This window comes from Kitasatospora sp. NPDC004745 (genome assembly GCF_042873275.1).
Lineage (GTDB): Bacteria > Actinomycetota > Actinomycetes > Streptomycetales > Streptomycetaceae > Kitasatospora.
In genome coordinates this window covers 129,878-151,064 of the sequence record NZ_JBIALK010000024.1, presented here as the reverse complement: position 1 = coordinate 151,064, position 21,187 = coordinate 129,878, and the positions used below count along the sequence as shown (strand labels likewise).

19 protein-coding genes and 1 pseudogene are annotated in these 21,187 nt (G+C 67.8%); 9 read left to right on the top strand and 11 right to left on the bottom strand.

Going from position 1 to position 21,187, the window contains the following annotated elements; genetic code table 11:
- Positions 1–59: 59 nt before the first annotated feature.
- Positions 60–392: a hypothetical protein gene (locus ACFYUY_RS31175; protein WP_387905636.1), complete on the bottom strand. Its 333-nt coding sequence runs from the start codon at positions 390–392 to the stop codon at positions 60–62.
- Between the two features lie 172 nt (positions 393–564).
- On the opposite strand from ACFYUY_RS31175, the gene ACFYUY_RS31170 reads away from it, so the two are divergent.
- Complete coding sequence (locus ACFYUY_RS31170) at positions 565–2,415, top strand: hypothetical protein (protein WP_387905633.1); 1,851 nt, start codon at positions 565–567, stop codon at positions 2,413–2,415.
- 912 nt (positions 2,416–3,327) lie between these two features.
- Positions 3,328–5,055: a pentapeptide repeat-containing protein gene (locus ACFYUY_RS31165; RefSeq protein WP_387905630.1), complete on the top strand. Its 1,728-nt coding sequence runs from the start codon at positions 3,328–3,330 to the stop codon at positions 5,053–5,055.
- Between the two features lie 71 nt (positions 5,056–5,126).
- Here the strand turns inward: ACFYUY_RS31165 and ACFYUY_RS31160 are convergent, their stop codons facing one another.
- Positions 5,127–5,687, bottom strand: a complete 561-nt coding sequence (locus tag ACFYUY_RS31160) for a hypothetical protein (RefSeq protein ID WP_387905628.1) — start codon at positions 5,685–5,687, stop codon at positions 5,127–5,129.
- Between the two features lie 590 nt (positions 5,688–6,277).
- Between ACFYUY_RS31160 and ACFYUY_RS31155 the strand changes: the two genes are divergently transcribed.
- From ACFYUY_RS31155 to ACFYUY_RS31140, 4 genes are read left to right on the top strand one after another with little or no spacing between them, the layout of a single operon-like run.
- A complete protein-coding gene (locus ACFYUY_RS31155; protein ID WP_387905626.1) occupies positions 6,278–7,417 on the top strand; it encodes an ABC-three component system protein in 1,140 nt (379 codons plus the stop codon).
- A complete protein-coding gene (locus tag ACFYUY_RS31150) occupies positions 7,414–7,890 on the top strand; it encodes a three component ABC system middle component (protein ID WP_387905623.1) in 477 nt (158 codons plus the stop codon). Before ACFYUY_RS31155 ends, ACFYUY_RS31150 begins: the two co-directional genes overlap by 4 nt.
- Entirely contained in the window at positions 7,887–9,278 is a 1,392-nt protein-coding gene (locus tag ACFYUY_RS31145) for a DUF3732 domain-containing protein (RefSeq protein WP_387905621.1), read from the top strand. Before ACFYUY_RS31150 ends, ACFYUY_RS31145 begins: the two co-directional genes overlap by 4 nt.
- Positions 9,279–9,290: 12 nt before the next feature.
- On the top strand, positions 9,291–9,851 hold the full coding sequence (locus ACFYUY_RS31140; RefSeq protein WP_387905618.1) for a DUF3732 domain-containing protein: 561 nt from the start codon (positions 9,291–9,293) through the stop codon (positions 9,849–9,851).
- A 97-nt stretch (positions 9,852–9,948) separates the two neighbouring features.
- Here the strand turns inward: ACFYUY_RS31140 and ACFYUY_RS31135 are convergent, their stop codons facing one another.
- The 8 genes and pseudogenes from ACFYUY_RS31135 to ACFYUY_RS31100 all read right to left on the bottom strand — a co-directional run bounded on the left by ACFYUY_RS31135 (position 9,949) and on the right by ACFYUY_RS31100 (position 16,884).
- On the bottom strand, positions 9,949–11,277 hold the full coding sequence (locus tag ACFYUY_RS31135; RefSeq protein WP_387905616.1) for a protein kinase: 1,329 nt from the start codon (positions 11,275–11,277) through the stop codon (positions 9,949–9,951).
- 65 nt (positions 11,278–11,342) lie between these two features.
- Positions 11,343–13,352 (bottom strand): annotated as a pseudogene (locus ACFYUY_RS31130) (DNA translocase FtsK); the annotation flags it as partial.
- Entirely contained in the window at positions 13,352–13,786 is a 435-nt protein-coding gene (locus ACFYUY_RS31125) for a hypothetical protein (protein WP_387905613.1), read from the bottom strand. The pseudogene ACFYUY_RS31130 and the gene ACFYUY_RS31125, both read right to left, overlap by 1 nt.
- A gap of 110 nt (positions 13,787–13,896) precedes the next feature.
- On the bottom strand, positions 13,897–14,406 hold the full coding sequence (locus ACFYUY_RS31120) for a hypothetical protein (RefSeq protein WP_387905612.1): 510 nt from the start codon (positions 14,404–14,406) through the stop codon (positions 13,897–13,899).
- Positions 14,379–14,708: a hypothetical protein gene (locus ACFYUY_RS31115; protein ID WP_387905609.1), complete on the bottom strand. Its 330-nt coding sequence runs from the start codon at positions 14,706–14,708 to the stop codon at positions 14,379–14,381. The genes ACFYUY_RS31120 and ACFYUY_RS31115 overlap by 28 nt, the downstream gene beginning before the upstream one ends.
- 17 nt (positions 14,709–14,725) lie before the next feature.
- Complete coding sequence (locus ACFYUY_RS31110) at positions 14,726–15,046, bottom strand: hypothetical protein (protein ID WP_387905606.1); 321 nt, start codon at positions 15,044–15,046, stop codon at positions 14,726–14,728.
- Positions 15,016–15,300 carry a hypothetical protein gene (locus ACFYUY_RS31105; RefSeq protein WP_387905604.1) on the bottom strand — a complete coding sequence of 95 codons (285 nt, stop codon included), beginning with the start codon at positions 15,298–15,300 and terminating at the stop codon, positions 15,016–15,018. Before ACFYUY_RS31105 ends, ACFYUY_RS31110 begins: the two co-directional genes overlap by 31 nt.
- Before the next feature lie 228 nt (positions 15,301–15,528).
- Positions 15,529–16,884 (bottom strand): tetratricopeptide repeat protein, encoded by a 1,356-nt coding sequence (locus tag ACFYUY_RS31100; RefSeq protein ID WP_387905602.1) that lies wholly within the window; start codon positions 16,882–16,884, stop codon positions 15,529–15,531.
- 124 nt (positions 16,885–17,008) lie between these two features.
- On the opposite strand from ACFYUY_RS31100, the gene ACFYUY_RS31095 reads away from it, so the two are divergent.
- The 3 genes from ACFYUY_RS31095 to ACFYUY_RS31085 are packed head-to-tail and all read left to right on the top strand — an operon-like array spanning position 17,009 to position 20,271.
- Positions 17,009–18,055, top strand: a complete 1,047-nt coding sequence (locus ACFYUY_RS31095; RefSeq protein WP_387905599.1) for an NAD-dependent epimerase/dehydratase family protein — start codon at positions 17,009–17,011, stop codon at positions 18,053–18,055.
- A gap of 18 nt (positions 18,056–18,073) precedes the next feature.
- Entirely contained in the window at positions 18,074–19,129 is a 1,056-nt protein-coding gene (locus ACFYUY_RS31090) for an NAD-dependent epimerase/dehydratase family protein (RefSeq protein WP_387905596.1), read from the top strand.
- Entirely contained in the window at positions 19,126–20,271 is a 1,146-nt protein-coding gene (locus ACFYUY_RS31085) for a DegT/DnrJ/EryC1/StrS family aminotransferase (protein WP_387905593.1), read from the top strand. Before ACFYUY_RS31090 ends, ACFYUY_RS31085 begins: the two co-directional genes overlap by 4 nt.
- Positions 20,272–20,296: 25 nt before the next feature.
- Here ACFYUY_RS31085 and ACFYUY_RS31080 read toward each other — a convergent pair whose 3' ends face one another.
- Complete coding sequence (locus ACFYUY_RS31080; RefSeq protein ID WP_387905591.1) at positions 20,297–21,175, bottom strand: glycosyltransferase family 2 protein; 879 nt, start codon at positions 21,173–21,175, stop codon at positions 20,297–20,299.
- Positions 21,176–21,187: the final 12 nt, after the last annotated feature.

Genomic DNA, 21,187 nt, shown 5'->3' with positions numbered 1-21,187 from the left:
ATGCTTCGGTCTGGGGGTCCCGCTGGGGCGCGTCAACCAGGGCCAGAGCAGCGGGAGGCTCAGTTGATGGCCGCGACGACCTGCTCGCCTGCCAGGAGGATGCCAGAGGCGCCAACTTGCCCGATCGTCTGAGTGAGCGCGTCCTTGATTCGCTGCCAGGCGCTCGCACGATCGGGGGCTGGAGTCTGGGAGTTCTCCAGGAGGTCGACGTCCGCAGTGAACTGGTCGTGCCGCGATCCCATGTGGACCGCGAGGCCGCGGAGCTGGACCACAAGGCCGACCAGATCGGCGGGCGCGGATCCTACGTTCTGGGTGACGTTCACCCCCTGAGCGACAGCCCCAGAGCCGTAGTTGTTCAAGGTGAAGACCGGTCCTGGAATCGGCTCAGTCATCGTCCACCGTCCTGTCTAGTCATTGATCTTCTCGGTCTGACAGTGCCGTCGCCACGATGTTCTCAGGTCTTCGCCGCCAGCACCGCCGTTGAGGATGCAATCGCCGTCAGCTGGGACACGACAGCACTAGAGTCTGCTCCGCGTGGTCCGGTGTGAGGTGGGGAGCAAGGACATGGTTGGCGACAGCGCGAGGCTCAGTGCGGATGCCAGCAAGGCCCTTCGGGTCATGAGGGCCCTGGACAGTGAGGCTCCCTGGATCAAGTTCTTCCGCAATGAAGCTCCCCTCTACCGTGTTCCGCTGACCGTTGCGGAAGGCGCGGATACCACCCTGCGGATGCTCCGGGACGACCTCTTCGACTTCCTCGACGAGAAGGTTTCAGTCGCGCATCAGGAAGCTGTGGACGCGCTGTCGGCCCTATGCGAAGAGATGACGAACCATCTCTTTCAGGACCGGACTGCGGCCTCCTACCTCGTGATTCCTCCCGAGTGGAAGGACCGAGATCCGGACCGCTACTACCTGGCTGCCCGCCAGTTGGGAGCGAGGCGGACCACCTTTCTGGAGGTCTACCGTCGGCTGGCCAACGTCCTAAACGCGAACGGTCTGCTGTCTCAGCCGCGGCAGGTCGCCGACGTTGCTGTCCAGTACATCCTCAACAACTTCGATGGCTATGCGGCCCAGGGGCAGACCGTCAGCCAGCAGTCACCCGTGGGCGACCTGTCGGCATTGCTCAAGTCTGAGGACTTCCAGAGCGGACTCGCTGAGCGCATCGCTTCTTCTCTGACCGCAGGCACCAATCCGCGGTCCGAGATCGGCCGAGGTTCAGAGCGTCGGCTGGAATTCGAGGCCGCTGCCGCGCAGTTGCCCGGTGGGAGCGCCGCGTGGCAGGCAAGCGCCGACGTTGAGTTGCAGGGCCCTGGAGTCCTCCAGCGCTTGGTTGGCAGCAGCCCTGGTCCTGGGTGGATCTTGTGTGCGGGTGCCGACAGGCCAGTGTTGGGCGTGCCGGAGGCTGTGTGGGCGGCGCTACACCGGATCGGCTCCCTCAACTGTGCCGATGACCCATTCGGCGCGATCGGGTTTCCAGTCACGTCCGCCGGTGCGGCGGTAATCGACGAGGCAGCCACCGAGGTCAAACTGGCCGGTGGGCGCTCAGCCGGCCGGATTGTGCGTCTCTCACCGGAGTCGACGAGCTGGCGGTGGGAGCCCGAGCCGAGGATAAGCTTCGAGAAGCCACGAGCCTCCTCGCATTGGGCCGACTTCCCGACGGCACCTCATCTCCAACTGCGGGTTGTGGCCGACGTCCCATGGATCGGCGCTCAGCATTTCGACATCTCCTCTGATGCGCGTGGACAACTGGAGCAAGTCCTGCCATTCAGCCGTCTGGCCGGGGCGGTGACGGTATTGTCCTCACGGCGAGGGCGCGAGCTTCGCGCTGGCGTATGGCAACGCTGCCCGGATTGGAACAGCTCTCGGTCCGCGGCCTACATGTGCTCGCTTTCCGGTGAGGGCGGCCCGAGCGGTCTCAGCTCACGGATGATGATCACTCTTCCGTACCCCGGAGTCATGGACGTGATCGCGTGCGCGGAACTGCAAGTCGGTGATCCACAGGCGTGGGGGGAGGGCCTCGGATTGCCTTCCGCTGCAGCAGACCAGGCGCGCATGTCTCCGGAGGAACTACTGGAATTCTTTGTCGCGGGATGGGCCACGGTTACCGAGCTGCTACTACCTGCTGCGGCCTCTGTGCCAGCGGATGTTCCTCTGCGCGGCGCCCCGCAGATCGGGCTGATCGTGACCGCGACGCAGCCGAGCGAACCAGTGGCCTCCCGCTGGCTCCTGCGCGACGTCCTGGATCTCGCGTCCCTCGGCCATAGCGGCAGCCGGATCGAGCACCTGACGGAGATGTTCATCTCGGTTGAGGTACCGCTCGATCTGACGGACTCGGAGCGGCGCTCCCTGGCCCGAGACGCCATGGTGGAGATGTTCCGGGCCTATGGCTTCATCGACGTGTCCGCTACCAGCTTTTGAGTCACTCACTCCTCGAGCGGTGCGTGGACGAGCGCTCGTGGAGCGGGAGCGACAATAGGCCCGGTTCCCGCAGGCATCGTTGTCACAGCGAGGCCGGACTCTTGGCGTGCTCGGTCGCACCGTCTAAATCTGCAAGGGCGGCCGGCCCCGGCGAACGCTCCAGCGCCTCCCATCGGTCTCGCAACGGGGGTCCCGGACGTCGCGGCCCGGCAGCGCGAGGAGTCCCAGGTTGAAGCGCGCAGGTTCGCAGATTCGTGTGGAACGAAGACGCGGAACCAGCCCGTCTACTCGCTGTAATGGCGATAGAGCGCACAGGTTGCCAACGTACCGTGGCATCAACGCTGAATGGTGCAGCCCAGGCGGAGCTGCGTCCCCGATGGCGTACCTGACGGCCGAGGGCTTTCATGCTGGCCCTGGCCTTCCTGACCGCTCCGCTATGCCAGCTGGCTCGGCCGCTGGGTCGGCAGGCTGCGCTTGTACTCTTTGCGACGATCTGGCCGTCAGGAGGACTGGGACCACCACGCCCCCTGCGAGTGGCGGCGCCGTAGGTAGCGGTTGGGTGTTCAGTTTGCTGAACGTGCGGTGTGGTTGGCGCCGGGCTGGCAGGCTGAGGTGGGTGCGAGGTGAATGGCTGGGGAAGTTCCGGCGAGAGCGACGGGTGCTGGCATAGGTGCGGCTGGTCGTGTGGCAGCTGGAGCGGGAGCGACCGCTACGGCGTATCGCGTTCGCTGTCGAGGAACTCGCTCCTGACCGCAAGGTCGAGGACCTTGCCGCGGCGTGTATCCGGGAGGAACCCGTATCGCGCACAACCCGTTCCCTCTGGTCGCGACTGATCAGCGCAGCCGCCCGGCCCAGGCTGCTGCCCGTCCGGGCGGTCCCCGGCACACTTCTTCTTGCTGGAGCCGTCACACCATGAGCACACCTCCGCTTGCACCGTCCTGGCCGTACTGCGCCCGCGGCGCAGACCCGGGGACCGACCCCGTCGGCTGCCGCGGCATCCACGTCCCCGGCCACACCGCCTGTCTCGCCCACCTGACCGACACCGATCGCGACGCCTATCTGACGGGCCTAACACCTGGCGCCGACATCGACCACCGCGGCACACCCTTCACCGAAGACCTTCTGAACCGGCTTCTGACCGCCCTCCGCGACCCCGCCACCACGCACCCCCACCTCGGTGAGGCCCGGTTCGAGAGTGCTCAGTTCACTGGCGACGCTCGGTTCGACTGGACACGTTTCTCCGGCAACGCCTGGTTCGACGAGGCGCGGTTCTCCGGCGAAGTCTGGTTTGCTGCGGCGCAGTTCTCCGGTCACGCATGGTTCCTCAGGACACGGTTCTCCCGCGTCGCTATGTTCGTCGAGGCCAAGTTCGCCGGCAGCGCCATATTTAACAGGGCTCAGTTCGCTGGCGACGCCCGGTTCGACTCAGTACATTTCTCCGGCGACGCCCGGTTCGTCGGAGTGCGAGTCGCAGGCAACGGCCAGTTCGACAAGGCGACGTTCTCGATGACTTCGCGATGGGGGCCGATTGTCTGTTCAGGGACGCTGGATCTGTCTGGTGCTGTGTTCCGCACGCCGGTGACGCTGGAGATGGCGGCGCGTGAGGTGCAGTTTGTGCAGACGCGGTGGGATTCGACGGCCACAGTGAGATTGCGCTACGCCTCCGCAGATCTAAGTTATGCGGTGCTGACGGCTCCAGTCGCGGTCACCGCTCACCCCGCCCCGTTCACCGCTGGTGGTGTCGTAGACGAAAGTCTGTTGTCCGGCCCCGCAGGTGTGCGGGTGACCTCGGTGCAGGGGGTGGACGCTGTGCACCTAGTGCTGACCGACACCGACGTATCCGACTGCTTGTTTTCTGGAGCCTTCCACCTCGATCAGCTACGTTTGGAGGGCCGCACGATCTTTGCTCCTCCGCCCACCGGATGGCACCGCCGGGGCATATGGATCGGTCACTGGACACGTCGGCGCGCACTTGCCGAGGAGCACCACTGGCGGGCGCGGGCCGCAGGCCAGTCGGCCGTGCCTGCGGGAACTGTGCCGCCGACCGACCGGTGGCGTACCGGCCCGCATCATCCGAATCCGGCCCGTACCCCGGACCCGGACGATGTGGCGGCCGTCTACCGGCAGCTCCGTAAGGCGTTCGAGGACGGCAAGAACGAGCCTGGCGCTGCAGACTTCTACTACGGTGAGTGCGAGATGCGCCGCCACGACGGCACCGGCAACTCGAGAGTCGAACGCGGTCTGCTGTGGGGGTACTGGCTGCTATCCGGCTACGGTCTGCGTGCCTCCCGTGCCCTGGGCTGGCTCGCCGCCTCCATGCTGGCCACGATTGTGCTGCTGATGGCCTTCGGCCTGCCCGCGTCTTCTCCGAAGCAGGAAGCGACCGGCACCGTTCCGCCGGGCGGGGGAAAGGTCACCTTCACGATCGACAAGCAGGACCCGAAGAACCCGGCCACGGACAGGTTCACCAGCAAACGCTTCGACAAGGCCCTGAACATCACGCTCAACTCCGTGGTCTTCCGTTCCAGCGGACAAGACCTGACCACCGCCGGCACCTACATCGAGATGACCTCCCGCCTCCTCGAACCCGCCCTCCTGGCCCTCGCCGTCCTCGCCATCCGCGGACGCATCAAGCGCTGAACCGCCACCCGGAGCATGTTCAGCAGTCGAGAGCGTCAGGGCCACGATGGGCATAGAAGTAGCCGGCGTGCTTAGCGGATCTTCGCGAGAGCCCTATCTGGGTGGGCGGCGTGGACGTAGCGCACGGCGGTGTGGGGGTGGATGCCGAAGACGCGGACGAGGTGGACGGGGTCGGTGGTGTGCTTGGCCTCGCCGAGGACGCGGTCGGACCACAGCTGTTTGGGCAGCGTGCCGGTCTGGTCGAAGGAGGCCCGCAGGCCGCAGTAGCTCAGGGGCGGCTGGGCGGGGTGGTGGGCGGACTGGCTGGTGATGAACAGGTGCGGGTTGGGTGAGGTGGGCCACTTCCTGCGGCGCTCCTGGAGCCAGGCGGCGAGCAGGTCCAGCGTCAGAGCGTCGAGGTAGAGGGTGTGCCGGTGGTCGTCGCCGCGTCGGATCCACAGGGTGCGGCGGATGAGGTCGAGGTCGTCGAGCCTGAACCGCGCGACTTCGAGGGGCCGTACGCCGTGGCCGGCGACCAGGGCGACGGCGAGGCGGGCGCGGGGGCCGTCGAGGCGGTCCAGGAGTCCACGCAGCCGGTCGCTGGGCAGCGGGGTGGGGACGGGTACCGCGGTGGTGAGCGAGATCCCGGCCATCGGGTTGTGGAATCTGCCAGTGATCGCAAGAATCTCACGCCATCGGGTGACGACCCGAACATGACCCGTTGACCTGCTGACTTGCGGCGTTCTCCTCAGTCCCCACTGCTCAGGAACCCGTGCGTGCTCCGGTTGCCTACAGCACCTGCGTGCTGGCGGCGGCCCGCGCAGCGGGGGAGCGCAGCAACGCGGTGAAGTCCAGCTGGCCCCGCCCACGCCCGGAGCAGCTCCAGCGCGGCCACATCTCCGCCTGGGCCGAGCGAAGCCCGGCTCAGCGGGAGCACGTCACCCCGATCTTCGGGGGATCTGGAGTGGGTGAGACGCCAGCTCGGCGGACACCGGGCTGATGCAGCTCTTCGGCCTGTCCGACCAGTCCTCCACCACTACGCTCTGCCGGCACACCGCGGCGGCGTGTCTGCCCGGTACGGCGCGCTTCGAGGTTTGCACCCACCCTTACGCGGATCATCGACCTCATGGAATGATCGCGGGACCGGTCTGGCTTTGGGGGTGTGATGGCAGACGGCGGAGAGCAGTATGAGGCGTCAGCGTCAGCTTTGGGCTATTTGTTCCAGTTCGCCAAGGCTCTGCACATGTGCTTCGAGCAGTGGATGAGCGCCGGCCCTGACTGGAGCATCGCGGTTGAGGCCGCCGACGACATCGAGCAGCACGTGGGCTCCGTGACTGACCTTCTACAGCTCAAACAGCGTGCCGAGGGCGTGCGTTTGACCGATACGTCGAAGGATCTGTGGAAGACCCTCCGGATTTGGGCAGAGGCGGCCACGGCAGGGCGCATCGACTTGGACGAGACGAACCTCTACCTGCTCACCACAGCTGAGTTGCCTGTAGACAGCGTCGGCTATCTCCTCCAGCATCGCGACACGGGACACCGCGACGAGGAGCGGGCCCTGAAACAGCTCTGCGCTGCAGCCGAAGCCTCAAAGACTACGAGCCGGGACCTCCTGAAGTCATTCGCTGCACTGACCGGCATGGCCAAGCCGCTGCAGAGCGCTCTGCTTGCGCGAGTCCAGGTCGTCGGAGGTACAGAGGACATCGCCGACGTCCGGACCGCGATGCTTCGCCTCGCGGCCGTGGCCGCCGGCCACGACGCCGCCAGAGCCTTCTTGAACCGGCTGGAGGGGTGGTTCTACGACCGCGTGATCGAGCAGATGCGCACGCCAGGTGGCAGCCCTATCACTGGCGTCGAGTTCGACGAGGTATTCAGTAGCCTCCAGCGACAGTTTCAGTACGACAATCTGCCGATCGACGGCGACATCACCCTCATGACCGGCGACCCCACGGAACTGGCAGAGAAGATCTTCGTCCAGCAACTGGGACTCATCGGAGTGGGCTCCACACGCATCCGCTTCGCAGTCCGAGACTACGTGCGCGCCTTCGCGCAGCGCTCGCGGTGGACCAACGAGAACCTGCTACGACCTGGCGAGATCGGCGAGTACGAGCGTCGGCTGGTGGAAGAGTGGGAAGCCCGGTTCGCTGTGATGGAGGAAGAACTCGGCCCCGAGGCCACCGAGGAGCAGAAGAAGGCTGAGGCCAAGCTCATCTACCGATGGGTCGACCAAGAAGCCCGCTTCCAGATCCGCACCGGATGCGACGAGGTCTTCGTGACCAAGGGCTCCTACCAGATGCTCGCAGACGAGCGCCGAGTCGGTTGGCACCCCGACTTCGCCGCCCGCCTGATGCAGCTCCTTGAGCCCGTCGAGGTGCCTGGATGAACCTCAGCCGCGAAGAGCGCGCCCTGTACAACCCCGCCTTCACCGCGCTCCTGTGCACCCGCGCCGTCCAAGGGCACGAACAGCAGTACGACTCCCCCTGTCCGCTGCCCGTGGCTGTCGTCGCAGGGATCATGGCCCTTCAGCCCGCGGTCAGGGCAGCCCTCCCGAGCACTCTGAACAGCGGACTGATGAAGTGGCTCGAGGCCAATGACGGCGTACGCATCGCCATGACCCGCAATGCGGCCCCCCTCGCCGCCGTGGTTCGCCCCGGCGTCCTCTTTGCCCTCCAGACCAGGACTTTGCTGGCCACAACAGAGGGACTCACCCTGGCCCTGGGCCCCACCACCAAGGGGGTCAAGGGAGCCACCAATCAGACCATCGCGATCCAGCAGGCCGCCCAGTTCCTCGGGCGCTGGCTGCCCAGCACGGGCAGCCTCAGCACAGTCCTGGCCCTTCTCGGAGTCAAACCGTGACGTTCCAAATTAAATCGGTCACAATCTACGGCAAGAAGCCCGGCCAGATGCGTACCGTCTCCTTCCAGCTCGGCGCCCTAAACATCGTCACGGGTGACTCCCGACGTGGCAAGAGCGCACTGCTGACGATCATCGACTACTGCCTCGCCAGCTCCGACTACCCCGTCAAAGCGGGCAAGGTCCGCACCTACGTCAGCACCTACGGCATCACCCTCACCAAGCCCGGTGAGCAGCTCTTCGTTGCCCGTCAGGCGCCCAAGGACAACGCCAAGACCAGCACCACGATGTGTGTGCTCACCCAGGCCCCCGGCAGCCTGCCACCGGCCTTGGAAGATCTTCGCTTCACGACGCCCGAGGACACCGCCAAGGCCTACCTGAGCGACTTCTGCGGCATCGACAACACCGTCCGTGTGCCGGCCGTCGGCAAGAACACACTCATAGCCCCGTCCGTCCGCCATGCCCTCTTCTTCTGCCTCCAGGCTCAGAACGAAGTCGCTAACCCCGATGTTCTCTTCCACTCGCAGGGCGAGGAGTGGAGGCCGAACACGATCCGGGGAGTCGTCCCGTACTTCCTCGGCGCGGTCGACCCCGAGCAAGCCCTGCTTCACAACAAGCTCCGTAACCTTCGCCGGGACTTGGCCGACAACGAGGCCAAACTCGCCGTATCTGCAGACCGAACCCCTGCCAGCGGCCAGGCTCAGGCACTCCTGATCGAAGCCATCGAAGCCGGCTTGCTGCCCCCGCAGACCGGCGCGCAACCGGCAGACGATGTCCTTCAGATCCTCCGTCGTCTCCGCAATGACCTGGCCCACGGCGGCACACTGCGGCCCCACGCGACCGATGGCGACCCCCTTGCGACCCTCCACGCCCGCCGAGCGGATCTGCGTCGGGACTTCGCGCTGGCTCGGGCTCGGATCGCCGACCTCAAGGGCGCCCTCGCCGAGAACGACGAATTCAGCAACCAGGCCATCGAACAGCGTGCCCGCCTCACGTCCCTCGGCCTCCTCCGCCAGGACACAGACGCCAGGGATGTCCATCACTGCCCCGTCTGCAACAGCACCATCCCCTCGGCGAACGACACTATCGCCGGCCTCACACGGGACCTCGCCCTCCTCGACGGCGATCTCGGGGTCATCCGAAACGACACCCCCGCTATCCGACGGCTCATCGCCGACCAGGAAGACCGCCTGCAAGAGCTTCGCTCAGACCTTGCCCGCAACCAGGAACAGGTTCAAGAACTCACCTCGAGCCTGCGCACGACCCAACAGGAGCCCGATGACCTGCGCAGGGCCGCCATCGTCCAGGGACGTATCAGCTTCTACGTCGACACGATCGCCCAACAGGCCTCGGTGCCTCGTGCCCTGGACCGCCGTGGCGAACTGCGTTAGCAGATCGCGGGGTTGGAGGAACAGCTCAGCGGGAGCACTCAGGACGAGCGCCTCGCCAGCTTCTTGTCCCTGATCAACCGGGACATCAGGGAGAAAGCCATGAGCCTGGACCTGGACTTCGCGACCTCGCCCATCCGGCTCGACCTCAACCGGCTCACTGTGGTCGCCGACACCGCCGACGGACCAGTCCAGCTCAAGGATATGGGGAGTGCCGAGAACCACCTGGGTTACCACGTGTCCACCCATCTGAGCCTCCATGAGTGGTTCACCAGGCACCAGAGCCCAGTTCCCAACGTCTTGGTTCTCGACCAACCGTCGCAGGTGTACTTCCCAGCGGAACCGACCGGCGAGGAAGTCCTGCAGACCAACGACCGCACGCATCTATTGAACATTTACGAGGCCATACACCGAACGCTGCAGCAACTCGAAGGCAAGATGCAGGTCATCGTCATGGAACACGCTGACCTCGACGACCCGGTCTTCAGCCAGCACGTCGTCGAACGCTGGCGCTACGGCAACGATTCAGGACTTGTACCATCGACCTGGATGGAGTCCACGACCCCAGGCAGCTAATGAGCGGCCGGGCGGATTCTCACCCCAGGAAGTCCGTCCGTGGGCCCTGCCAGGCCGCTATGCGCGGGTGGCTGGACAGAAGTCCATGCCTCACGCGTCAGTAGCCGTACTGTGTAAGCTGATCCATCACCTGGTTCATCAGACCTGCCAGCTCCTGCTGAACCGAAGGCAGACGCATTTGGTGCCTCGGGGTGGTGGCGCTCTGCCATACAAGCTGCCACTGGGTGGACGCAAACTTCTGGAGCTCGACTGCGAAGGAGACAGTGCCGCCCTCGGTCTCGGCCCCAAGCACAACTCGCCGACCCTCGGCGGGGTCCTCGACGTGATAAACGAACCTCACGCCTTCCACACCCACGGTTCCTGCTGGCTGCTCTGGCCACTCGTGCTTCCCCAGCCAGTCATTCTTCCCCCCTTCTGTGGCGTCATCGCCGGCTGAGAAGTACTCATCGGCAAGTTTGTCGAGAGCATGCGCCATATCCCGAACCGTGGCTTGTTTGTCTCTCTCAAGTTGCCGGAACATGTCGTCGAAGAACCCCCGCCCCAAGATCCGATTATCAGATGACCGAGGGAGGATCGGTGAGTCCCGTTCGAGCTGCAGCCAAACGCGCAACTGGCGGGCGAGCTCCGCCATGGTGAGGCGTGCAGAGGGAGTGACGCACGTGGCTGCCTCCAGGACGTGCCGAAAACCAGAAATGCCACGCGTGTCCTGCCACTGCCGGAAGGCGTAGACCTCCTCGTCAGCGCGTAGCGGACCGCCGGGCGGATAGCGGCCCTCGCGACGAGCCACCACGTAGAGGGTCTGCGCCAGCCCGTACACGTCGGCGCTGGCGCCGACCTCGCCCGCGTCGGTGCCGGCTGTGTACATCTCGGGAGCGAGGAATCCCATCGGGCCCACCTTCTCAACAGGCTGGGTCGGGCCTGGTTCTCCCCAGTAGGCGATGCCGAAGTCCGCGAGCACCGGGCCGCCGTCGTGCCAGAACAGGTTGTCCGGCTTGATGTCGCGGTGGTAGATACCTTCACTCTCCAGTGCCGCCAAGGTGTCAGCGAGGACCACAAAGGGCGCCACGACCTCCTGCAACGACTCCACCTCGTCAAGCACGCCCTTGAGGCTTTCCGCGAGAGGCATGACGTACCACTGAGGACGCTCTTCATCGGCGCAATCGATGTCCAGGACTGGTAGAACACCGGGAGTGGGGGTCATCCCGTTCATCCGGCGAGCCTCCGCGAAGAAGCGCTGCTGCCGCTCGCTCCTCTGGTCACTGAGGAACTTCAAAACCGCCTCTTCCCCAGTGGTCCCATTCCTCGCTCTACGGACGAAGGGCTTGCCTGTCGGAAGCAGCGGCCCCAGGTTCTGCCATCCCGGCACCGAAGAACTGATTGAACTGCGACGCTGCCCCCGGGGGCGCGCCCCCTCCTTCTTTCCCATCACTCCACCCTAGAGAGCCCCGCACCAGAGCGCAGGGCTTAGCCCGCAGGGCTGACTAGGGCCGTCAGCTGGTCCTTGCAGTGCTGGACCACCTTGGCGATCTCGGCCTCGGTGACGAAGGCGCTCTGCATGCGGACCGGCTTTGAGGCGCCCATCGGGAGGAACAGGGCGTCGCCCTTGCCGAGCAGCTTCTCCGCGCCGCGCTGGCCGAGGATGGCCTGGGAGTCGGCCATGGTCGAGGTGGCGAAGGCCAGCCGGGAGGGGATGTTGTCCTTGATCAGGGCGGTGACCACGTCCTCCGAGGGGCGCCGTGTGGCGAGCACTAGGTGGATGCCTACGGCGCGGGCTCGCTGGGTGATCCGTACCACCGAGTCCTCGATCTCCTGTGGGGCGACCATCATCAGGTCGGCCAGCTCGTCGACGACCACCAGCAGGTACGGATAGGGCACCATCTCCCATTCGCTGCCGCGCGGGTGCTGGATGGTGCCAGCGCGGATCGCGGCGTTGAAGTCATCAACGTGCCGGAAGCCGAAGGCCTCCAGGTCGTCGTAGCGCAGGTCCATCTCGCGCACCACCCACTGAAGGGCCTCGGCGGCCTTCTTCAGGTTGGTGATGATCGGGGTGATCAGGTGTGGGATGCCCTCATAGGCGGCAAGTTCGACCCGCCTGGGGTCGATAAGGATCATCCGGACCTCGTCGGGGGTGGTGCGCACCAGCGCCGAAGTGATCAGGCTGTTGATGCAGGAGGATTTGCCTGCGCCGGTGGCGCCGGCGATCAGCAGGTGCGGCATCTTGGCCAGGTTGGCCATCACGGCGTAGCCCTGGGCATCCTTGCCCAGGCCGACCAGCATCGGGTGCGGATCCTCCGCAGCGGTGCGCGAGCGCAGGAGGTCGCCGAGGGCGACCATCTCCCGGTCCGGGTTGGGGATTTCCACGCCGACCGGGGACTCCCCTCGGAGCGGCGAGACGATCCGGACGTCGGGGGTAGCAACGGCGTAGGCAATGTTGTTGGTCAGCGCGGTGATCTGCCCTGGCTTCACAGAGGGCCCGAGCTCGACCTCGTAGTGGGTGACCGTAGGGCCGCGGTAGAAGCCGATGACCCTGGCGTCGATCTTGAACTCGGCGAACACGCTCTGCAGTTGGGCTACTTCATCGTCGTTGCGCTGGGTGCGACCCTTGGAGGGGGCGCCGCGCTCGAGTAGCTCGTACGGCGGCAGGGTGTAGAAGGGGACGTGGGGCGGCTGGGGCGCCAGCGCGGTACCTACGTTGGCCTCGCCAGGAAACGTGCCGATAGGGCCCACGGAACGCCTGGCCGGGATCTTCTCCAGGGTGGGGGCCCGCTCGCCCGCCGAAGTGCCCTGGAGCGGGGCCGCGCCCCGGGCGATCATCACGTCGCCTTCCCCTGCGATCCTCAGCTGCGGGGTAATTACGGAGCTCTCGGTCATCCGCTGGTACACCTGTCGGTACAGCTCGACGACCGTCAGGTGTCCCGCGGGCCGGGCCTGCCGCAGGGCGCGCACGAGCGCACCTGTGAACGGACTGGGCTGGCCAGGGCTGGTGGCCGCCAGAGTGAGTTGGGTCGATCTGCTGCTGGTGAGCACGTACCTGCCCCGGCCCGCAGCCGGGGTCCTGGCGGCGCCCTTGAAAGCGCCGCTGTAGCAGCAGTCGAGGATGACGATGGTGGTGCCCGCCGGCGAGCCGTCGATCATGTTGTTGATCTCGATCGCGCTCAGCGCGGTAGCCCGCAGGCGGTTGGTGCTGGTGTCCTTGGCACACAGGTAGAGCGTTCCCCGCTCGTCGGTCTGGCCGTGGCCGCTGTAGTACAACAGCAGGGTGTCCTCACGGTTGGCCGCGGTGAAGAATTCGTCGACCTGCTCCCTGAGGTCCTGGATCCCGTTGTCGAACAGCTGCTGGACGTCACTACCTCGGAACATACCGACATGCTCGTCTGTCAGTGCCTGCTGCAGCTGCTGGATGTCGACTCGGGGCCCGTCCAGGTCGAGAAGGGCGTGCGGGTCACGGGGAAAGCTCTCGTTACCGATCAGAAGCGCCCGATGGCGCCCCGCTTCCGCCATCAACCGTCTCCGAAAGGACTGTCGACCGCCTCGGGGAGCGCGTGGAACGATGCCTGGTCGGCGTTGTCGCTGCCGTCTCCGAGACGACTGCGGACCCCCTCGGCAAGCGCCTGGAACGATGCCTGGTCGAGGTTGTCGCCGCTGACCCGGATCGACCGCTCGTCCCCAGCCTCGTCAATCCAGGTCACGGTTAGCGTCCTCGTCTTGTCCCGAGCCAGCCACGCCCGAAAACACGCCACGGCGGCGGTCAGCGCACCGGAGGAACCCAACGCCAGTAGCACCGTATCGGCGGTGCCCTTCCACCCCGGCTCGGGCACGCCCCGGGAAAAGACCGTCCCGGCCTCCTCACGCAACTCGGTATGCAACGCTGTGACCTGATCCTGCCACCGTGCATCCCCCGAGTCGAACCTGCCAGTTTCGGCAAGGATCGCCACCTCAACACCCGCCACCACGAGCCCCCTTGTCTACCTGCAGCAGCATCATGCCCGAGAACCGCCGAGCCGGTCTTCACTTCAACCGAACCGAGGAGCCGGAGACGGCCTCCTCAGCTGAGAAGCACCCGTCGGCCACATACCGGCTTGGCGGGCGCTCGGCTGGCATCCCCGGCAGGCAGGGCGGGGACGGCGGGCAGGAGGACTGCCTGTAGTCCGTTGTTCCACATCTGCGATTCGCTGCCCTGCGGCCGGAAGTGGCGGGCGCGGTGCTGGGGGTGCCTCCACAGGTGGCGGAGTGCCCAGACGGTCTCGTTGCGGCTGCGCCACCACCAGGCCTCTTGCGGCGCCGGGGCGAACGCCCGGTCCCTGGGGATCGCGGCGAGGGAGGTCCCGTCAGGGCCGACGATGTGCTCGACGGCGATGTCCACCGTGCCGTTCTCAGAGTCGAGGCTGATGAGCAGGGCGCTGGCGGCGGGGTGCTGGCTGCGGATGCGGGCGGCAAGCGCGCCGGCTACGTCTGGGTCGGGCAGGCGGAGCAGGTGGCGGGCAGGGGCACCGGCGCCCATCGGGACCACGGGGAGGCCGCTGACGTTCAGGGCATCGGGCAGGAGACCTTCCATGTCCTAGATCCGCAGGTGGTCGCGGAGCGATATGCGTTCGCCCCCCGACGCCGCCACAGCTCTCGCCGGTGCGGGGTGACCAGGACGGTGCAGACCTCGGGCCACAGGGCCTGGATGCGTGGGCCGCCGACTTCGGTGGTGAACTCAATGCTGGCCGTTCCCGGGCGGAATGTCCTGGTGTTGGCGGCGAGGAGTTCGAGCGCGGCGGCAGCCAGTGCGGTGTCGTACGGGCCCTGGAGATCCGCGCGCTGGAAGGGCGCGGGCATGGGCGATGGGGCGATCACGATCTTCGGAGTTGGCATGCGGCCCGGCTCGCGGGTCACTTGGCGGCAGCGAGCTGGCGGTGGGCCAGGTCGGCCAGGCGGTCGGTGAGGGCCTTCGCGGCGCGAAGCTCAGCGGAGGAGTGGCCGGTTCCGGAGGCGCAGCTGTCGAGGAACTGCGTGGCGATGGTGGTCAGGCGCCACATCGCGAGGGTGTCGTAGGCGGGGATCGTGCGGGTCCAGCCGCTCTCGGGGCCGATGCGGTGGTTGATGCCGGCGCGGTAGGCGAGTACCAGTCGGTCGTCCGCCTCGTCGCTGGTGTAGTCGTCCGGGAGTTGTCCGCTGCGGGTCAGCCACTCGCAGAAGGGGCCAGGGTCCATCGGCGGCTGGAGACGGCGTGGTGGCGGGCCTGCTCGGCGTAGGCGGCGGCGTAGCCCAGGTGGTGGTGCGCGGCCTCCGGGTCGGTGTCGATCGCCTGGAGCGCCCAGTCGTAGCCGCAGGCGGCGTGCTCGTGGTGGCGGCGGGCGGAGGGGCCGAGGGTCTCGTCGGCGGCGCTGCGGCGGTGCTTGTCGCGGGCGGTCCGCAGGTTCTCGGGGGTGGGCCGGTCCAGTGCCAGCGCGACGGGGTTGGACATGGTGGCCTGCGGATCGGGGCTGGGAACGCCGCAGGGCGTGCCCGGCCGTGGGCTGGGGCCGGATAGTCCGGCCAACGCGCCCAGCCTCCCCAGTTGATCGGGCCACTGGAAACATCAACTCTTCTACGTACCATCGGACTTGACCGTCGAGGTATAGCGCGTTGCGCCCGCCGGCGGCACTCGGACCGCGGGCGGGCCGCGCCCCTACAAGCTCGAGGGGAAGCCCGGCTAGGCAGCGGCGAATTTGGCCACGCGCTTCGCCAGGCCGGCGGCGCCCGGGATTCCACGCCCGGTGTAGACGGCAATGGCCGAGCGAACCGTCGTCAGCTCCTTCCGGTTCCGGTTGGACGCTACGCCATCCATCAGGTCGAGACACTGGCCCCACAGGACGACGGCTTCCTCGTGACGGGACTGCGCCGCGACGGACTTGGCGACGTTGGCCAGGGTCAAGCCACGAACCCGCTGGTAGGCGCCGGACTCGCGCCCTTCCAGCGCCGTGCGGTAGTGCCGTTCGGCCGCCGCGTAGTCCTTCACCGCGGTCAGGGTCCTGCCCATGTGCGATGCCACGGTGGCTTCGACCGGACCTGAGGCGGCAGCGTAGGTGGGGACGGCATCCCGGCAGGCGAGCATGGCGTCCTCGGCCGCGAGGAGTGCCCGCGCGGCCTTCCGGCCCTCGCCGCTCGCACCGTACGCGCGCGCCGCCGTCACGAGGAGCAGCGCCTGCGTGCCACGGTCCACCTTGCCATGGGATCGCGCGAGAGCCGCCTCCGACAGCTGCACCGTGTTCATGGGCTGGTTGAGGTCGAGCGCCTGGTGGACGAGCGCGCGCATCAGCCAGGCGGCGTGGCCGGCGTCCTCGGAAGAGCACGCGAGCTGGAAGGCGAGCAGGTAGTACCGCTGAGCGGCACCCTCTCGGCCAAGGTCGTGGAGCTTCCAGCCGATGAGGGTGGCCAGTTCAGCAGCCGCCCCGTAGGCCGCGCGCTGTATGGCCTCGGTGGGGTAGGCGGCCTGGAGCATCGGCAGGACGGTGTCGGTCAGGTAGGAGACCGTCGTGGTGAGGCCGTGACCGCCGCCGAGCCGGTCGTCGGTGCTGCGGAAGGCGGCGGTGAGTTGCCGTACCGCGGCTACTTCTCTGGCGCCGGCGCGGCCGCCGTTCCTGGCGGCGCTGAGCGTTGCGGCGGCGGCCTGGTGGTCGTAGACGAGCGGCAGCCCGACGGCTGCGGTGGAGAACGTGAGGGCGAGGAAGTCGCGGCGACGGTGCACGAGGTGCCTCCCGAGATCGGCAACAGTGGCGAGGGGATCGGCGGTCATGGCCTCCCCGATGCCGTCGCAGCCTAGACCGATTTCGGACGGCGTCACCTTCCGCTTCACCATTCGGGTGAGCGCTTCCGCAATGTAGGCCGCTGTCTGGCCTGTTGGAGTGCCGCCGGCGATCCAGGAGTGGACGGCCGACGGCGAGGTCCGCAGGGTCACTCCGGCCTCGGCGGCGACGGCCCGGACCGCCTTCGCCAGGGCTTGGTACGTACACCCCGCTTCCTCAACGACGGCTAACAGTAGCCGGTTCGTCTTCTTATGCTCCGTCAACTCATACCCCTTGTAAGGATCTTGAACGGATTGAACGAGTCGGGAGGCCCATCACCGTACCGCCGGCGCGTGGCCTGAGGCTTCACTGAGGTCACAACCCCGCACTTCAGAGGAGGCAGCCCTCATGGCTGACGCGTATCCCGATCCGCGGTTGCGTGAGCTTGCCGGTTCCAGCGTGCTGGTCACCGGAGGCGGCGGACTGGTTGGCAGCCGCATCGTCGCCCAACTCGCCGCGCACGGCGCCCACCCGATCGTCCTGGACCGGTTCGACGCCTACCCGCACTCGGTGCGGGACCAGTTCGAGGTGGACCGGCACGCGGCCCACGTGGTGCTCGGCGACGTCCGCGAGCGCGCGACGGTGAGGTGGCTGGCCGGCCGCGCGGACTTCGTGATCCACGCCGCCGCGTACGCCGACGTCGCCGCCTGCACCCGACGGCCCGACACCGCGTTCGCCGCCAACGTGCACGGCACCCAGACCGTCCTGGACGCGGTCGCCGAGTCGCCGGTGAAGCGCCTGGTGTTCGTGTCCTCCGCTTCCGTCTACGGCCACGGGGACGCGGCTGGCGGCGGCGCTGCACGGTTCAGCGAGGAGCAGCCGCTCACCCCGATCTCGGTATACGCCAACACCAAGCTGTGGGGCGAGCACCAGGTGCGCCTGATGCTCGGCGGTTCCGGTACCGAGTACGCGATCGTGCGGTACTTCTCGGTCTACGGGGACCCGCAGGTGCCCAAGCCCGGGTCGCACTCCTGGATGGTGCCGTGGATGGCCATGTCCGCCGAGACGGGGCAGCCGCTGCGGCTGAACGGCGGCGGCCGGCAGGTGCGCGACATGGTGCACGTCGACGACATCGCGAACGCCACCATCCTCGCCCTCGTCGCCGACCAGGCCGCCGGGCAGACGATCAACATCGGCACCGGCACTCCGACCTCGGTCCGCGAGATCGCCTACCTGATCGCCTCCCACTACCCGGACGCGGCGTTCGTGGAGACGCCCATGCCGGGCGGTGACCCGCGAGGCGGCTACGCCGACACCCGCCGAGCCACCGACATGCTCGGCTGGCACCCCACCATCACCCTCGCCGATGGCATCGATCGGTACGTGGCCTGGCTCAAGTCGACGCCCGGCGCCATCCCTGACTGGTTCACCACCCCCGCCACCCTGGCCGCCTGAAGAAAGGGACCTCCCACCATGCGTGTCGTGCTGCTTGGCGGCGCCGGCTACATCGGCTCCGTCGCCTCCCACCACCTGACCGCACTCGGCCACGACGTCTCCGTGGTCGACGGCCTGATCTACAACCGCGGCGACGATCTCCGCCGACTCCTGCCCGGCGCTGCCAGGTTCGAGTACGGGGATCTGCGTGACCCGGCGCTGCTGGCCCGGGCCTGCGCGGGAGCGGACACTGTCGTGCATCTCGGCGGGATCGTCGGCGAGCCGGCCAGCCAGGTCGATGAGGGCCTGGCCGTGGAGCTCAACTACGCCTCCCCGCTGATCGCCGCCGAGGCCGCCAAGACGGCGGGCGCCGGCCACTACGTGTTCTTCTCGTCGTGCAGCGTCTACGGCATGCACGAGGGCACCGTGGACGAGGACACCGAGCCGAACCCGCTGGGCATCTACGCCCGAACGAAGGTGCTGGCCGAACGGCGGCTGCCCGACGTGCTCGGCGCGGACACCATGCTGACGAGCCTTCGGTTGGCGACCGTGCACGGCTCCTCGCCGCGCCAGCGCCTGGACTCCGTGGTCAATTCCATGGCCTCCCGCGCGGCCGCCACCGGTCGGATCCCGCTCAACGGCGGCTCCCAGCGCCGCCCGCTCGTCCACGTCGGCGACGTGGCCCGTGTCCTCGCCGGGGTTCTGGAGGAGCGGCTGGCGGGGGCGTGGAACGTGGGCAGCGACGAGGAGAACCACACAATCGTCGGCATCGCCGAGACGGTCGCCGCCGTCGTGCCCGGAGCGGTGATCCAGCGCGGGCCGGAGCGGGACGAGGCGGACGCGCGCGACTACCGGGTGTCCTTCGCTCGCCTCCAGCGGCAGATGCCGGGTGCCTGCTCCACGAGCCTCAAGGACGGTGTCCAGGAAGTAGCCGACCTGCTGCTCACCGGCACGGTCAACGATCCCGACCAGGCGCAGTTCGACAACCACCGTGGCCTGATCGCCGCCTACACCTCGGGCACGGTGCGCGCCATGGGCACCCCCGAGTGCCTGCGGTACGGGGCCGAGTACACGGCCGCCTGGGGGCAGTCGTGACCACCGCTGCTGCTGCTCCGTTCCTGCCATGGAACCGGCCGTCGCTCGGCCTCGAGGAGGAGGCCGAGGTCCTGGACACGCTGCGCTCGGGCTGGCTGACCGCCGGGCCGAAGGCCGCCCGGTTCGAGCAGGAGGTGCGGGACTCGCTCGGGGCGGAGGACGCATTCGCGGTGTCGTCCTGCACCGCCGCCCTGCACCTGGCGCTCCTCGCAGCCGGGATCAACCCGGGTGAGGAGGTGATCACCCCGAGCCTGACGTTCTGCGCGGCCCCAAACGCGATCGTCCAGGCCGGCGGCACCCCGGTATTCGCCGAGGTCGACCCCGTCACCTACAACCTCGCCCCGGCGGCGGCCGAGAAGGCGATCACGCCCCGGACCCGGGCGATCGTGGTCATGCACTACGGCGGCCAGCCTGCCGATCTCGCGGCGTTCCGCAAGCTCGCCGACGACCACGGCCTGCTGCTGATCGAGGACGCCGCCCACGCCCTGCACGCCTGGCGCGACGGCGCGCGGGCGGGCAGCGTTGGCGACCTGGCCGTGTTCTCCTTCTACGCCAACAAGGTCATGACCACCGGGGAGGGCGGGATGATCGCTGGCCGCGCCGACCTCGTCCAGCGGGCCAGGCTGCTGGGCCGGCACGGCATCGACACCTCCATATGGCAGCGGCACGGCGCGCAGCGCACCGCCGACTACGAGGTCACGGTGCCGGGCCTGAAGTACACGATGCCAGACATCACCGCAGCGGTTGGCCTCCAGCAGTTCCGGAAGCTGCCCGACTTCACCGCCCGGCGCGCGCAGATCGCGGCCGCCTACGACCAGTCGCTGGCCGGCCTGCCGGGGCTGCGGCTGCCGACCGTCCTTGAGGGCGTCCGGCATGGCTGGTTCCTTTACCCGGTGCTGATCGACCCCGTGGGCGTCCGGACCCGGGACACGGTGGCCGACACGCTGCGGGAGGTTCACGGGATCGGTACTAGCGTGCACTTCAAACCGGTCCACCGGCTCGCCGCGTACCGGTACGTGGAGTGCAGCCTGCCGGTCACCGAGCACATCGCCGCCCGGCAGCTGTCCCTGCCGTGCTACCCGGCCATGAGCAGCACGGACGTGCAGCGCGTCATCGACGCCCTCCACACCGTCTGGTCCTGACCTGACGCTGCTCTGGGTCGGCCGGTCAGAACACCGGCGGCCGGCCCAGGGCGGCCATCCTGCGCACCGTGCTCCACCGCATCGGACGGCGCGGCGGGCACGACACCCGCACGCCCTCGAAAAAGCCGCCCCACCACGCCTTCAGCCCGGACATCGGCGGGCGGCGCAGCATCGTGTAGGCCGCCCAGGAGGTGAGGTAGATGGGCACCAGGGGCGCGGGGAGGTGGCGCTTGGCGAGCCAGACGCGGTTGCGGGCGGTCATCCGGTAGTAGGTGGCGTGGCGGGCCGGGTCGGTGCGGGGGTGTTGGAGGACCATGTCGGCGCGGTAGTCGATGCGCCAGCCGGCGTCCAGGGCCCGCCAGGCGAAGTCGGTCTCCTCGTGAGCGTAGAAGAACGGTGCGGGAAAGTCGCCGACCTGGTCGATCACGCTCATGCGGATGGCGTGGCCGCCGCCGAGGAAGGTGGTGACCTCGCCGGAGAGCATCGGGTCGGAGGCGCCGAGGCGTGGGACGTGGCGGCGCTGGGTGAAGCCGGTCTCGTCCGCGATCCGGAAGCTGACGATGCCCAGGCGCGGGTTCTCCTCGAAGGCCTCCCGGATCAGCCGGAAGGTGTCGGCCTTGGGGAGCAGGCCGTCGTCGTCCAGGACCACCAGGACGTCGACGCCGCCCAGCTCGCGCAGCCGCTCCACGCCGGCGTTGCGGCCTCCAGGGATGCCCAGGTTCTCCGGCAGCTCCACCGCGTCCACCCACTGGGGCAGCTCGGGCAGCTTGACGCCCTGCCCGAGGACCACCGTGCGCACCCCGATGTCGGCGCCGTCCTGGGCCTGCACCGACTCCAGCAACGCCGCCAGCTCGGCGGGCCGGTTGCCCATCGTCAGCACCACCACGCCCAGCGTGACGCCCATGCGAACCGACCT